Origin of the sequence: Mycobacterium sp. (assembly GCF_044223235.1) — a bacterium.
Taxonomy (GTDB): Bacteria; Actinomycetota; Actinomycetes; order Mycobacteriales; family Mycobacteriaceae; genus Mycobacterium.
Genome location: NZ_JBGAME010000039.1, coordinates 18,305 through 32,747, shown reverse-complemented (window position 1 = coordinate 32,747; position 14,443 = coordinate 18,305). Strand labels below are relative to the sequence as shown.

The following is a 14,443-nucleotide window of genomic DNA, read 5'->3' as shown; positions in this document are numbered from 1 at the left end:
TACGTCCTGGACAATTGGCTGCGGCCCGTCGCAGACGACACGGCCGGCGAACTCTACATCGCGGGCGCCGGCCTGGCGCAGGGGTATCTGGGCCGGCCCGCGCTGACCGCAGGACGTTTCGTTGCCAATCCCGCGGAGCCGGGCCGGATGTACCGGACCGGGGACCTGGTGCGCCGGCGCGCGGACGGCTATCTCGACTTCCTCGGCCGCACCGACGGTCAGGTGAAGATTCGCGGCTACCGGGTGGAACCGGGCGACGTGGAGGCGGTGATCGCCACCCATCCGGAGGTCAGGCAGGCGGCGGTGATCGCCCGCCCCGACCCGAATACGCCGGGTTCGCATCGATTGGTGGGCTACATCGTCGCAGGCCCCACCGCGGGCGACCACGGCGAGTTGATCGCCCGGGTCCGTGCCCATCTGAAACGCGCGCTGCCGCCCTACATGGTGCCAGCAGGTTTGGCGGTGCTGGGGACGCTGCCGCTGACCGACAACGGCAAACTGAACGTGCGCGCACTACCCGAGGTGTCCCCCGCCGCCGCGACGGGTCGGTTGCCGGTGGGTGTGACCGAGCGGGTGTTATGTGGGTTGTTCGGTGAGGTGTTGGGTGTTGAGGTGTCCGTGGCCGACGCGGATTTCTTTGATCTGGGCGGACATTCGTTGTCCAGTATCCGGTTGATGAGCCGGGTGCGTGCGGAGTTGGGTGTGGAGGTCAGCATCCGTGACGTGTTCGACGCCCCCACCGTGGCCGAGCTGGCCGCACTGATCGATACCGCACCCAAAACCCACACCCGCCCACCGCTGCTGGCAGGACCACGCCCGCCACGAGTGCCCGCCTCACCGGCTCAACAGCGGTTGCTGATCCTGGACCGCCTCGGCGAAACCGGCACCGCCTACAACTATCCACTGCTCTTCAACGTGCACGGCCCCCTCGACCTGACCGCACTACAGGCCGCCCTGGGCGACGTCATCGACCGCCACGAATCACTGCGCACCGTGTTCACCGAAGACACCGACGGCTTCGCCCAACACATCCTGCCCACCGCGACCCGCGCACCCATACACCTAATCGACTGCACCACCACAGAACTCGACCAACACATCACCACCGCCCTGACCCACCACTTCGACCTGAGCACCGAAATCCCGGTACGACTGAGCATCCTGCGCACCGCACCCGACCACCACACCATCGCCCTGCTGCTGCACCACATCACCAGCGACGAATGGTCCGACACCCCCCTGCTACGCGACCTCAACACCGCCTACCGCACCCGCAGCATCGGCCAAAACACCCCACTCCCCCCACTACCGGTGCACTACGCCGACTACACCCTCTGGCAACACCAACTACTCGACCGCGTCGGCGACCAACAACGACAGTTCTGGCGCGACACCCTCGCCGGCGCCCCCGACGAACTGACCCTGCCCACCGACCGACCCCGACCCCAACGCCCCACCGGCACCGGCGCCACCCTCACCCTCGACCTACCCGAGGACATCACCACCGCACTACGCGAGCTGGCCGCCACCCGACAACTGAGCATGCTCATGGTGACACCGCCGTGGCCATCCTGCTGCACCGCCTCGGCGCCGGCGACGACATCATCGTGGGCACCCCCACCGCCGGACGCGACGAAACCGCCCTCAACGACATCGTCGGCTTCTTCGTCAACACCGTCGTGCTGCGCACCGACCTCTCCGCCAACCCCACCATCGACGACCTGCTCACCCGCATCCGCACCACCGACCTCACCGCCTTCGCCCACCAGGACATCCCCTTCGACCGCATCGTCGAAGACCTCAACCCCCCACGCGTGGCCGGACGCAACCCCCTATTCAACGTCTTCATCGGCTACCACCGACCCGACGACACCGACAGCGACAGCGACATGCTCGGCCTACCCACCCACTGGCCCCAACCACCCGTCACCACAGCCATGTTCGACCTCGGCTTCACCCTCATCGACCACCCCCAACAACCCACCATCATCGCCGAATACAGCGCCGACCTCTTCGACCACACCACCGTCGAACACCTCACCCAACGACTCACCACCGTGCTCACCCACATCGCCACCGACACCACAAACCCCTTGTCGGCCATCGACATCCTCCACACCGGCGAACGCCAACACCTCCTCACACACCACAACAACACCGACCACACCCCCCACCCCGACACCCCCACCGACCTCGCCGCCCTGTTCACCCACCAAGCCCACACCACCCCCCACGCCACCGCACTGATCTACCACGACACCACCCTGAGCTACGCCGAACTCGACCACTGGTCAAACAACCTCGCCGCCACCCTCACCACCACCGGCGCACAACCCGGCACCATCATCGGCATCGCCCTACCCCGATCCCTCGAACTCATCGTCGCCCTGCTCGCCGTCGCCAAAACCGGCGCCGCGTTCCTACCCCTGGACCCCGACTACCCACCAGAACGCCTCGCCCACATGACCACCGACGCCCAACCCCACACCGTCATCGACAACCCCCCCCCGTACAACACGCCAAAAACCACCACACCACCACCACACCCCACCCCCCCATCAACCCCGCATCCTGGGCCTACATCCTCTACACCTCCGGCTCCACCGGCCGACCCAAAGGCGTCGCCATCCCCCACGCCGGCATCGTCAACCGCATCACCTGGCTCCAACACGCCTACCCCCTACACCCCGGCGACCGCATGCTCATCAAAACCCCCATCAGCTTCGACACCTCCATCTGGGAAATCTTCTGGCCACTGAGCACCGGCGCCACCGCCGTCATCGCCCAACCCGGCGGACACCGCGACCCCCACTACCTCGCCCACACCATCACCACCCACCACATCACCGCCATCGACTTCGTCCCCTCCATGCTCGAAGCCTTCCTCGACGAACCCCACGCCGCCCACTGCACCACCCTCACCCGCGTCACCGTCGGCGGCGAAGCACTCCCCACCCCCCTGGCCCACCGCTTCACCACCACCCTGCCCATCCCCCTACACAACCTCTACGGACCCACCGAAACCTCCGTCGACGCCCTGGGCTGGACCGCCGACAACGGCCCCGTCGCCCTCGGCCAACCCGGCCACAACGTCCGCACCTACGTCCTGGACAACTACCTACACCCCGTCCCCGACGGCACCCCCGGCGAGCTCTACCTCGCCGGCATCCAACTCGCCCACGGCTACCTCCACCGCCACCACCTCACCGCCGAACGCTTCATCGCCAACCCCTTCGACACCGCCACCCGCATGTACCGCACCGGCGACCTCGTGCGCCGCCGCACCGACGGCCACCTCGAATACCTCGGCCGCACCGACGACCAAATCAAACTCCGCGGCGTCCGCATCGAACCCACCGAAATCGAAACCACACTCACCACACACCCCGCCATCACCACCGCACACGTGATGGTCAAATCCGATCGGCTGGTGGCGTACTACATACCCACCGAGGGCATTCCGGCGCCGTCCCCGCAGGCGCTGAGGGAATTCTGCGCGGCCACGCTACCGCCGCACATGACCCCGTCGTCCTATGTCGCACTGGCGGCGCTACCCGTGACACCCAGCGGCAAACTCGACCGCAAAGCGCTCCCCGAACCGGCGCCCGATGTGGCGGAGGGCCGCCCGCCGGCGACCGACGACGAACGACGGCTCTGCGAACTGTTCACCGATGTGCTGGGGGTCGATGTCACCACCGTCGACGCCGACTTCTTCACCCTGGGCGGCCACTCACTGCTGCTGGTGCGGTTGGCCGGCGCGATCCGCCGCGACTTCGGCGCCGACATCTCCGTCGCCGATCTCATGCTGGCCTGCACCGTGTCACAGGTGGCACGCCGACTGGCGGACCCGACCGGAGACCCGGCCGACAGTCTGGCGCCCGTGCTGCCGCTGCGGAGCACAGGCACCGAGCCGCCCCTGTTCTGCCTCCCCCCGGCCAGCGGGCTGAGCTGGCAGTTCGCCGGCCTGAAACGCCATCTGCCCGAGCAGATCCCGCTGTACGGATTGCAATCGCCGCTGTTCTCCGGAACGTCGCTGCCGGACACCCTCACCGAACTGGCCGCCGGGTATGCGGACACGATCGTCGCGATCGCCCCCGACGGGCCGATCCGGTTGCTGGGCTGGTCCTTCGGCGGCGCGGTGGCCTTCCTCATCGCCCAGCAGCTGAGCACACGCGGCCGCGAGGTGGCCTTCCTCGGCATGCTGGACTCGTATCCCGAAGTGGCGGCGGGCGACTCGTTCGATTCCGGGTCTGCGCTGGCCGCGCTGCTCCGCGAGATGGGCTTCCCCGTCGACGCCGGACGCCGGATGACCGTCGCCGAAGCGGTGGAGATGATGCACGTCCAGGACGACGCGATCGGAATCCTCGACGACGATCAGATCGCCCTGGCCATCGAGAATTACGTGGCGGCCGAACGTTTCATCGTCGGCGCCGAATACGGCCACTACGACGGCGACGTCTTCTTCGTCGACGCGATGCTGGAGATGGACCAGCTGGGTGTCGCCTCCGTGGCCTGGCGCGATCAGGTCCGTGGCACGCTGCGGGTGGTCGAGATGGACTGTCGCCACTCGGATCTGATGGATGCCGACATATTGGCCCGGCTGGGTCCGCTCATCGCGGCGGCCCTCGGCGCGTGAGACGGCGAATGCCCGCCGGAGACACTCCGGCGGGCATTCTGGCGAACGACGTCAGGCGTCGGACAGATCGGCGACCGGTCTGCCGTTGAGCGCGTTGGCGAGTTGCGGGGTGAGCACGTCGAGCGCGTAGAGCAGCGCATCGGGCCCGCTGTAGGTCAGCGCGCCACTGAGATTGGAATCGAATGTGGTGTAGAGCGTCCGGTCCTCGCGCACCACCCCGAGACGCGCGAACGCCGGGGAGGCGAGCATCTGCTCCTTGGTGGCGCCGTTGACGAACAGGATGTCCCGGTCCAGCAACTCCAGCTTCTCCTCGCTGACATCGCCGTCGACCTCCTGGGTCTTGAATCCCAGTGCGGTGAATAACGCGCGGCGCGGATCGCCCTCGGGCAAAAGGTAGTGCCCACCGCTCTCCGGCCCGAAGTCCACCACCAGAGTCTTCCCGTCGAACTCGGGATTGGCGTCACGGGCCTCATCGATGCGACCGCGAACCCGATCGACCAGTTCCCGTGCCTCCTGTTCCTTGCCGAGTGCCTGGCCGGTGGTCAGCAGCTGGACGTCCCAGGGCGTTTCCTCGTCCGGGTAGTCCGCCGACTGGATCACCGTCGGCGCGATCTGTGACAGCCGCTCATAGGTCTGCTTGTCGATCGACTCGTAGATCGCAAGAATCAGGTCGGGTTTCTGCGCGGCGATCGCCTCGAAGTCGATCTCGTCGCTGCCCCAGGTGCTTACGCCCTTACCGTCGGTGGCGTCGTTGACCCAGGGATAGTTGTTGTAGTTCTCGAAGAATTCACGGGTGCTGACGGGAACCACCCCGAATGGCAGCACGAAATCCTGATCCGTCCATCCGACGGTGACCACCCGGCTCGGATTTGCCGGGACAGTTGCCTCACCGAACTTGTGGGTGATCGTCACCCCCTCCGCAGGCGCGGCATCGTTTTGCGACGTACCGCAGGCAGTTGCCATCCCCGCCAGGAGAATCACGGCGACGACAGCCACGGCACCGCGCCACCTCCCGAAACGCAGCTTCACACGTAGTCCCTTCACTCGGCATCATTGCAGCCAGCACATTAGCTTAGGCTAAGATAATTTCCGAGAGCGACAGTGTGGATTCCTCTTCGAGGCAATTCACAGGTACTCCACAGGAATGCTTGGCTCGCAGTCTGTTTCGGTTGCGCTGCGGGCCAATTGCCCTACCCGGCGAGGTATTGCATTGCCTGTAATTTAGGTTAGCCTTCGCTTAATACTGCAGCAGGAGCTGCACCGCGGACTCGCGCAAACGGGCAGGGCCGCTTGGATCAGGCGGGGAAAGGTCGAGGATGCAACGGACATTGCTCGCGGGCAAGATTCACCGGGCGACGGTCACCCAAGCCGACTTGCACTACGTCGGATCGATCACCATCGACGCCGAATTGATGGCGTCGGCGGACATCGTCCAAGGCGAGCAGGTACACGTCGTCGACATCACCACCGGCGCCCGCCTGGTCACCTACGCCATCGCCGGAGCCCCGGCGTCCGGCGTCATCGGCATCAACGGCGCGGCGGCACATCTGGTTTCACCCGGCAACCTCGTCATCATCATGTCCTTCGTCACCCTGGACGACACCGAGCGCGACAGCCACCTGGCCAGGGTCGTGCACGTGAACTCGGCGAACCGGATCGTCGGACTCGGATCCGACCCCGCCCAGCCCGTACCGGGCGCCGTCGACCAGATGGCAGGCGCGTGATGGCAGGGACAGGCGCCCCATCGTCAAACGGCCACCACCGGGTGCTGGATTTCGTCGGGGTCGGATTCGGGCCTTCCAACCTGGCATTGGCGATCGCCGTACAGGAACACAACAACCTGCCGGGCGTCACCCTGCCGCTCACCGCGGCGTTCGTGGAGGCCAAACCCGAATTCGGCTGGCACACCGGAATGCTGATACCGGGAGCCACCATGCAGATCTCCTTCCTCAAAGACCTCGTCACACAACGTAATCCACAGAGCGACTTCACCTTTCTGAAGTACCTGACCGAACGGGGCAGGCTCACCGAGTTCATCAACTACAAGACCTTTTTCCCGACCCGGCTGGAGTTCCACGACTACCTGTCCTGGGCCGCGGACAAGGTCGACGCCGAGGTGCAGTACGGGTCGCGGGTCACCGCCATCCACGATGCCGACGGGGCCTTCGACATCGACGTGACCGGCGCGGCCGCGGGACGGCTACGGGCCCGCAATGTCGTGATCGCCGGCGGACTGCACCCCCAACTCCCGCAGGGCGTCACACCCTCGGCCCGCCAGATCCACAATCACGGCTTCCTGCACGACCTGCGGCGGCTACCGTCCCGCAGACATAACAGGTTCGCCGTCGTCGGGGCGGGACAGAGCGCCGCCGAGGTGGCCGGCCATCTGCATGCCATGTCGCCGTCGGTGGAGGTACACGGCGTCTTCGCCAAGTACGGGTACAGCCCGGCCGACGACAGCCCGTTCGCCAACCGCGTGTTCGATCCCGGCGCCGTCAACGATTTCTACGACGCCGACCCCGGTGTGCGCAGGCAGCTGATCAGCTACCACCGCAGCACCAACTACTCGGCCGTCGACCTCACCCTCATCGAGGATCTCTACGCCCGCGAGTACGCCGAACGGGTGGCAGGTCGTCGACGATTGTTCATCCGGGGCGCGTCGAGCGTGCACAAAACCGAGGAGGACGAGGACGGTGTGCGGGTGCACATCCTGCACCACCCCACCGGGGCCGTCGACCAGATCGACTGCGACGCCGTCATCTACGCCACCGGCTTCCTGCCGACACCGCTGCGCGCCATCCTCGGTGACCTCTACGACGATCTGGTGCTGGCCGATGGCCAGCCCGTGGTGTCGCGCGACTACCGGCTGTCCACCTCACCGCCCACCGCGGGCGGGCTCTACATCCAGGGCAACACCGAACACACCCACGGGCTGACGTCGTCGCTGCTGTCCAACATCGCCGTGCGCAGCGCGGAGATCGTGCAATCGATCGCTGCTTCTCGGCTGAGCCCGGTCGGCGCCACGCCGCACTGAGCCTGGCGTCGGACACCTCACCGCGCGTGCTCCGGCAGTGACTGCAGCGCGATCCACGCACTGACCCGGGTCTGCGGGTCGTCGAGGGCGCCCGGCAGCCGGGCCTCGATCGCCTCCAACCGATTTCGCACAGTATTGCGGTGCAGGCCGAGTTCCTCGGCGACCTTCAGCCGCGATCCGTGGTGCCGCAGGAAGCACCGCAGCGTCTCTACCTGCTCATCGTCGAGGTCGCCGAGGAACGCCGTCGCGAAGGCCTGCGCGCTGCGGGCGTCGATCAACCCGAGCGGTCCCTGCGCGACGACGCGGTCCCAGGTGACCACCGGCGTGGCCGCGGTCGCCTGCGCCAGCGCGAGACCCGCGGTCCGGTGACTGCCCGCCGCATCGTCCACCGCGGCCCGGTTGCCGACACCGACCAGCAGCCCGTCGTCCGCCAGCGCCGCCGCGATGGCCGGCGCGCGGTGCTCGGGTGCGATCACACACACCCTGTCGTGCTGTGCGGCCGCAATCGCGCCCATCCTCTCGACGGCGTCGACGGCGGCGCCGGCGGCCTCCGGAGTGCCCGAGGCCAGCACGATGCGCAGATCGTCGGGTAGTTCGGGGGTGTCCGGGTCGATGCCGAGAACGAGCTGGGCGGTGCCGGGGTCGCCTGCAACGGTCAGCTCCACGGCGCGCGCTCGCAGGCGGCGGCGCGTCACCGCGGCACTGCGTGCCTGTTCGCCGATGAGGCTGAGCAGCGCCACGCCGGTGGTGATCGCGCTGCGCTGGGCGTCGGTGAGGCGGCTCGGTCCGGTCGCGGCGAGGTAAGACGAGCGCTGTCCGGACACCCCTAGCGGCTGAAGCACGGTGGTGCCCGCCGCGTCGGACAGCGTCGACGCGGATCGCACCCCGCGCTGTCGCAGCCGCTTCACCTCGGGAGCCAGCGCCTCCGGGCTCAGCTGCGCCCGCTTCTCCCCGACCGGCCCCAACTCCACCTGCCCGTCGGCGGACATCACCGCAACCGCACCGCCGAGAATGCGCGCGAGGACCTCGATCACGGCCGACGCAGCCCGTGGCTTGGCCGCCGCCGCAGTGAGCTTGCGCTGGTGATCCAGCGCCTGTCTGGCCGCTTCCTCCTCCGCGGCGGCCAGCATCTGCGACACCCGGTGACTGATCGCCACGAACGGCGTGCGCCGGGGGACGTCGATCAGGTTGAGTCCGCCCGCTTCGCAGGCGCTGACGAGCCCGCGGGGCGCCCGGGCATAGGTGAGCCCCGTTCCGATCCCGATTCCGACGACGCCCGCGGCGACCAGGCTGCGCACGTAACCGTCCCATTCGCCGCGCCATGCGGTCGTCTGCAGGCCCGTCGTCAGCAGGATCTCGCCACCCTCGAAGAAGGCCGCGGGATCGGGAAGTTCGCTGGTCGCGACCCATCGGATCTCGGCATCCGGCTGCGGAAGGTAGAGCGCCTCCAGGGCGAGCTCACGCTCGGCCAGCACCTCCGCAACCGTGACCACAGTGACAGTTTTGCACAGCTGGTGAATCTTGACATGTGCGTTCCGTCCATGTCTGGCGACCGGTGCGGCCCCTACCGTTGCTCTCATCACACCTGAGCATTTGGAGGTTCCGTTGTCCACGAGCACCATCGACTGCGCCGGTATCGAAGCCGGCGTCGAACAGGAGCGCCGGCTGCTGACCGCGATCCCCGGCCCGCAGTCCCAGCGCCTGCACGCGCGCAAGTCCGCCGCCGTTCCCCGCGGGGTTGGCACCACCCTGCCGGTGTACGTCGTCGCCGCAGGGGGCGGTGTCGTCGTCGACGCCGACGGCAACTCGCTGATCGATTTCGGTTCCGGGATCGCGGTCACCACGGTGGGCAACAGCGCCCCCGCGATCGTCGACGCGGTGTCCGAGCAGGTGGTTGCGTTCACCCACACCTGCTTCATGGTGACGCCCTACGAGAGCTACGTGCGGGTAGCCGAGGCGCTGAACCAGATCACGCCGGGCGATCACGACAAACGCACGGTGTTGTTCAACTCGGGCGCCGAGGCGGTGGAGAACGCGGTGAAGATCGCCCGTTCGCACACCGGCAAGCAGGCGGTGGCCGTCTTCGACCACGCCTACCACGGCCGCACCAACCTGACCATGGCGATGACGGCCAAGAGCATGCCCTACAAGAGCGGCTTCGGCCCGTTCTCCCCCGAGATCTACCGGGTGCCGATGTCGGTCCCGTTCCGCGACAGCGGTGTCGACGGTCCGGCGGCGGCCCAGCGGGCGATCCAGATGATCGACAAGCAGATCGGCGCCGACAACCTCGCGGCCGTGGTCATCGAGCCCATCCAGGGCGAGGGCGGCTTCATCGTCCCCGCGCCGGGCTTCCTTGCCGCGCTTGCCGATTGGTGCCGCAGTGCAGGAGTCGTGTTCATCGCCGACGAGGTCCAGACCGGCTTCGCCCGCACCGGCGCGATGTTCGCCTGCGAGCACGACGGCGTCGTGCCCGACCTGCTGGTGACGGCGAAAGGCATCGCGGGTGGCCTTCCGCTGTCCGCAGTGACCGGCCGCGCCGAGATCATGGATTCCCCCCATGTCGGCGGTCTCGGCGGCACCTACGGGGGCAATCCGCTGGCGTGCGCCGCCGCACTCGCGGTGATCGACACGATCGAGCGCGACGGGCTCATCGCCAGGGCGCGCGAGATCGGCGCGATCATGACCCAGCGCCTGACCGAACTGCAGGACCGCGATCCGCGTATCGGCGACGTTCGCGGCCGCGGCGCGATGATCGCGATCGAACTCGTCACGCCGGGCGGCACCGAACCGGACGCCGAACTCACCGCCCGCATCGCCAAGGCCGCGCACGCCAAGGGCCTGATCGTGCTGACCTGCGGCACCTACGGCAACGTGCTGCGCTTCCTGCCGCCCTTGACCATGCCCGACCACCTGTTGACCGAGGGACTCGACATCCTCGACCAGACCTTCCAGGAGATCCGATGAGCATCACCACCGAAACACCCCTTTTCACCGGCCCACTCGACGACGCCCGGGCCCAGTTGCGCGAGGCCACGACGATTCTCGGCTACGACGACGGGCTGTACGCGATGCTGGCCACCCCGCGCCGCGAGGTGACGGTGGGCATTCCGCTGCGCCGCGACAACGGCGACATCGAGCTGTTGATCGGTCATCGGGTCCAGCACAACGTCTCTCGCGGACCGGCGAAGGGCGGGCTACGCTACTCCCCCGACGTCACGCTCGACGAGGTGCGCGCGCTGGCCATGTGGATGACGTGGAAGTGCGCCCTGCTCGACGTGCCCTACGGCGGGGCCAAGGGCGGCGTGCGCATCGATCCGCGCCACTACAGCGCGACCGAGCTGGAACGCGTCACCCGGCGCTACACGTCCGAGATCAGCCCGCTGATCGGGCCCGAACGCGATATTCCGGCCCCCGACGTAGGCACCGACGAGCAGACCATGGCGTGGATGATGGACACCTTCTCGGTGCAGCATGGCCACACCGTCCTTGGTGTCAGCACCGGCAAGCCGGTCAGCCTCGGGGGTTCACTGGGACGTGCCACCGCGACGTCACGCGGCGTGGTGCACGTGGCGCTGGCGGCGATGCGCCATCGCGGCATCCGGCCCGAGACGGCCAGTGCCGCCGTGCAGGGTTTCGGCAAGGTCGGCAGGCACACCGCGCGGTTCCTCTTCGACGCAGGCGTGCGCGTCGTCGCCGTCTCCGATCAGTACGGTGCCGTCGCATCGTCCTTCGGGCTCGATATCCCCCTGCTGGAGGCACACGTCGACGCGACCGGATCGGTCGTCGGCTTCGCGGGCGGCGACGCCATCGGCAACGACGACCTGCTCCAGGCCGACGTTGACCTGCTCGTGCCCGCCGCCGTCGAGGGGGTCATCCATGCGGGCAACGCGCACCGGGTCCATGCCTCGGTGATTGTCGAGGGAGCCAACGGTCCCACCACTCCGGAGGCCGACGAGATCCTCAACGCCGCAGGCAAACTCGTTGTCCCCGACATCCTCGCCAACGCAGGCGGTGTCATCGTGTCCTACTTCGAATGGGTGCAGGCCAACCAGGCCTACTGGTGGCGCGCCGACGAGGTCGAGACCCGGCTGGCCGAGCGGATGCTGACCGCGTGGGACCACGTGAGCAGTCATGCCGCCAAACTCGACCTCCCGCTGCGTACCGCGGCCACCTGCCTTGCGGTCGAGCGGGTCGCCCAGGCCGCGCAACTGCGCGGGCTGTACCCCTAAGCATCCCTAAGCACCCGTCAGGAGAGACGCATGAACATCGACGATGTGATCGCGGAACTGGATCCCAAGCACGCCCTGCTCATCGGCGGCCTCGCCCACGGCACCGCATCGACGTTCGCCGTCGACGATCCCGCCACCGGCCAGGTGATCGCCCACGTCTCCGACGGGGGCGAGAGCGAGGCACGCAGCGCCGTCGACGCCGCGGCGACGGCCTTCCCCGGCTGGGCGGCCACCGCTCCCCGGGAGCGCGCCGAAATCCTGCGCCGCGCTTACGATCTGATGATCGCCAGCACCGACCGGCTGGCGGCGCTGATCTGCGCGGAGAACGGCAAACCCCGGGCGGACGCCCAGGCCGAGGTGAGCTACGCGGCGGAGTTCTTCCGCTGGTTCTCCGAAGAAGCCGTCCGCACCGGCGGCGGCTACGGGGTGAGCCCGGCGGGTAGCGCCCACACCGTGGTCACCCACCGTCCGGTCGGTGTCGCCGCGCTGGTCACCCCGTGGAACTTCCCCGCTGCCATGGCGACCCGCAAGATCGCGCCAGCACTGGCCGCCGGGTGCACGGTGGTGCTCAAACCGGCCGCTGAAACGCCGCTCACCGCACTTGCCATTTGCCGATTGCTGGCCGATGCCGGGGTTCCCGACGGCGTGGTCAACCTCGTGCCCACCACCGACGCTCCCACGGTCGTGTCGGCATGGTTGGCCGACGACAGGGTCCGCAAGATCTCCTTCACCGGCTCCACCGGCGTCGGACGGCAGCTGCTCAGGCAGGCGGCTGACCGCGTGGTCAACGCCAGTATGGAACTCGGGGGTAACGCCCCGTTCGTGATCACCGCCGACGCCGACATCGACGCCGCCGTCGAGGGGGCGCTGGTGGCCAAGTTCCGCGGCAGCGGCCAGGCGTGCACGGCGGCCAACCGGTTCTACGTCCACGCCGACGCGGCCGATGCGTTCATCGCCCGTTTCGGTGAGGCGATCGCGGCGCTGCGGGTCGGCCCGGCGTCGGACCCGGCATCACAGGTGGGTCCGCTCATCACCGACCGCGCCGCAGCCGGGGTTCGCCGCCTGATCGCCGACGCGGTCGCCGAGGGCGCGACGATCGCCGCGCAGGCGCCGATCCCCGACGGCGCATGCTATGTGGCCCCGACGCTGCTGACCGGTGTGGCCGAAGATGCGTCCATCCTGACGCAGGAGATCTTCGGTCCGGTGGCCCCTATCGTGTTGTGGGAGAACGAAGCCGAGCTCCTGCGTCGGGTCAACGACACCGAGTACGGGCTGGCCGCCTACGTGTACGCCGGGAAGCTGCAGGACGCACTGCGGATTGCCGCGGGCATCGACGCCGGAATGGTCGGGGTCAACCGCGGCATCGTGTCGGATCCATCGGCACCATTCGGCGGGACCAAACAGAGCGGCCTCGGCCGCGAGGGTGCCCGCGACGGGCTGCACGAGTTCCAGGAGGCGCAGTACTTCAGCGTGGGCGAGTAGTGAGGCACCGCCGGGTCGATCGGAGGATCGACCCGGCAGACCCACCCCAAGTCGGCGACGGGCACCCGAATGACATTATTCTCGGGTATCAGTGAGCCGGTCATCGGCGTGGTCACCGAACGGAGTTCGCCGTGTCTGAGGGTCCCGACCCGACGCTGATGCCCGCCGCGTTCATCGGTCACGGCAGCCCGATGAATGCCCTCGAGACCAACAGGTACACCGCAGCCTGGCGCGCGTTCGGGCAGGCCGCGCCGCGGCCAAGGGCCATCCTGGTGATCAGCGCCCACTGGTACATCAACGCGACCGCGGTGACCGCCATGGCCAGGCCGCGCACGATCCACGACTTCTACGGCTTTCCCCGGGAGCTGTTCGATGTGCAGTACCCCGCGCCGGGTCTGCCGTCGCTGGCCGAGGAGATCGCCGAGATCGTCAAGCCCACCTGGGTCGGCGCCGACGTGGACAGCTGGGGAATCGACCACGGCACCTGGTCGGTGCTCACCCACGCCTTCCCCGACGCCTCCATCCCCGTCGTGCAACTGTCCATCAACGCCTACAAACCGCTGGACTATCACCTCGACCTCGGCGCGCGGCTGGCCGCGTTGCGCAACCGCGGCGTGATCATCGTCGGTAGCGGCAACATCGTGCACAACCTCGCCGCCATCAACTGGCGGCTCGGCGACGCCGGGTTCGACTGGGCCGCACGGTTCGACGACGAGGCTCAGCGACTGCTGACCTCCGACCCGACCGAGGCGCTGCGGCTCCTCGACCACCGTGACTACCACGAGGCCGTCCCCACGCCCGACCACTTCATCCCGATGCTCTACGTGGCGGGCTCGGCGGGTGCGGCCAACTCGGCGCTCGACGTCCTGGTCGGCGGGTACAGCTACGGCTCGTTGTCGATGACCTCCTACAGCATCGGCCTGTCACCGACCGTCACCGCCGATGGCGAAACGCAGCCACCCTCACGCGACACCGACGCACCGGCCGACCAGTCCAACATCTGACCTCATGCCGGTGCGTACCGCCTGCACAGACATCCACAGTGCCGAAGGGCCTTCCGCG

Annotated in this window: 9 protein-coding genes and 2 pseudogenes; 9 read left to right on the top strand and 2 right to left on the bottom strand. The window is 68.0% G+C overall.

The window, feature by feature from the left end:
* Positions 1 to 147: 147 nt before the first annotated feature.
* The 3 genes and pseudogenes from ADBZ6K_RS25440 to ADBZ6K_RS25430 form a co-directional block, all read left to right on the top strand.
* A pseudogene (locus tag ADBZ6K_RS25440) lies at positions 148 to 1,494 on the top strand (condensation domain-containing protein); the annotation flags it as partial.
* A 68-nt stretch (positions 1,495 to 1,562) separates the two neighbouring features.
* Positions 1,563 to 2,438, top strand: a pseudogene (locus tag ADBZ6K_RS25435) (condensation domain-containing protein); the annotation flags it as partial.
* A complete protein-coding gene (locus ADBZ6K_RS25430; protein ID WP_526351951.1) occupies positions 2,366 to 4,636 on the top strand; it encodes an amino acid adenylation domain-containing protein in 2,271 nt (756 codons plus the stop codon). The pseudogene ADBZ6K_RS25435 and the gene ADBZ6K_RS25430, both read left to right, overlap by 73 nt.
* A 51-nt stretch (positions 4,637 to 4,687) precedes the next feature.
* Here ADBZ6K_RS25430 and ADBZ6K_RS25425 read toward each other — a convergent pair whose 3' ends face one another.
* Positions 4,688 to 5,665, bottom strand: coding sequence for an ABC transporter substrate-binding protein (locus ADBZ6K_RS25425; protein WP_526351943.1), 978 nt, complete (start codon positions 5,663 to 5,665; stop codon positions 4,688 to 4,690).
* A gap of 287 nt (positions 5,666 to 5,952) precedes the next feature.
* On the opposite strand from ADBZ6K_RS25425, the gene panD reads away from it, so the two are divergent.
* Together panD and ADBZ6K_RS25415 are read left to right on the top strand one after the other, a co-directional pair.
* The gene (panD, locus tag ADBZ6K_RS25420; protein ID WP_526351941.1) at positions 5,953 to 6,360 is read left to right on the top strand and encodes an aspartate 1-decarboxylase; all 408 of its coding nucleotides are present in this window, start codon (positions 5,953 to 5,955) and stop codon (positions 6,358 to 6,360) included.
* A complete protein-coding gene (locus ADBZ6K_RS25415; RefSeq protein ID WP_526351939.1) occupies positions 6,360 to 7,670 on the top strand; it encodes a lysine N(6)-hydroxylase/L-ornithine N(5)-oxygenase family protein in 1,311 nt (436 codons plus the stop codon). The genes panD and ADBZ6K_RS25415 overlap by 1 nt, the downstream gene beginning before the upstream one ends.
* A 17-nt stretch (positions 7,671 to 7,687) precedes the next feature.
* Here the strand turns inward: ADBZ6K_RS25415 and ADBZ6K_RS25410 are convergent, their stop codons facing one another.
* Positions 7,688 to 9,163 carry a PucR family transcriptional regulator gene (locus tag ADBZ6K_RS25410; RefSeq protein WP_526351937.1) on the bottom strand — a complete coding sequence of 492 codons (1,476 nt, stop codon included), beginning with the start codon at positions 9,161 to 9,163 and terminating at the stop codon, positions 7,688 to 7,690.
* Positions 9,164 to 9,275: 112 nt separating this feature from the next.
* Between ADBZ6K_RS25410 and gabT the strand changes: the two genes are divergently transcribed.
* The 4 genes from gabT (at position 9,276) to ygiD (ending at position 14,385) form a co-directional block, all read left to right on the top strand.
* Positions 9,276 to 10,634: a 4-aminobutyrate--2-oxoglutarate transaminase gene (gene gabT / locus ADBZ6K_RS25405; protein ID WP_526351935.1), complete on the top strand. Its 1,359-nt coding sequence runs from the start codon at positions 9,276 to 9,278 to the stop codon at positions 10,632 to 10,634.
* Positions 10,631 to 11,899 carry a Glu/Leu/Phe/Val family dehydrogenase gene (locus tag ADBZ6K_RS25400; RefSeq protein ID WP_526351933.1) on the top strand — a complete coding sequence of 423 codons (1,269 nt, stop codon included), beginning with the start codon at positions 10,631 to 10,633 and terminating at the stop codon, positions 11,897 to 11,899. Before gabT ends, ADBZ6K_RS25400 begins: the two co-directional genes overlap by 4 nt.
* A 30-nt stretch (positions 11,900 to 11,929) precedes the next feature.
* Positions 11,930 to 13,381 carry an NAD-dependent succinate-semialdehyde dehydrogenase gene (locus ADBZ6K_RS25395; protein WP_526351931.1) on the top strand — a complete coding sequence of 484 codons (1,452 nt, stop codon included), beginning with the start codon at positions 11,930 to 11,932 and terminating at the stop codon, positions 13,379 to 13,381.
* Between the two features lie 158 nt (positions 13,382 to 13,539).
* Positions 13,540 to 14,385: a 4,5-DOPA-extradiol-dioxygenase gene (gene ygiD / locus ADBZ6K_RS25390; protein WP_526351949.1), complete on the top strand. Its 846-nt coding sequence runs from the start codon at positions 13,540 to 13,542 to the stop codon at positions 14,383 to 14,385.
* Positions 14,386 to 14,443: the final 58 nt, after the last annotated feature.

Coding starts and splice junctions, on each gene's coding strand:
- panD (WP_526351941.1), top strand. CDS start 5,953: ATGCAACGGACATTGCTCGCGGGCAAGATTCACCGGGCGACGGTCACC.
- ADBZ6K_RS25415 (WP_526351939.1), top strand. CDS start 6,360: ATGGCAGGGACAGGCGCCCCATCGTCAAACGGCCACCACCGGGTGCTG.
- ADBZ6K_RS25400 (WP_526351933.1), top strand. CDS start 10,631: ATGAGCATCACCACCGAAACACCCCTTTTCACCGGCCCACTCGACGAC.
- ADBZ6K_RS25395 (WP_526351931.1), top strand. CDS start 11,930: ATGAACATCGACGATGTGATCGCGGAACTGGATCCCAAGCACGCCCTG.
- ygiD (WP_526351949.1), top strand. CDS start 13,540: ATGCCCGCCGCGTTCATCGGTCACGGCAGCCCGATGAATGCCCTCGAG.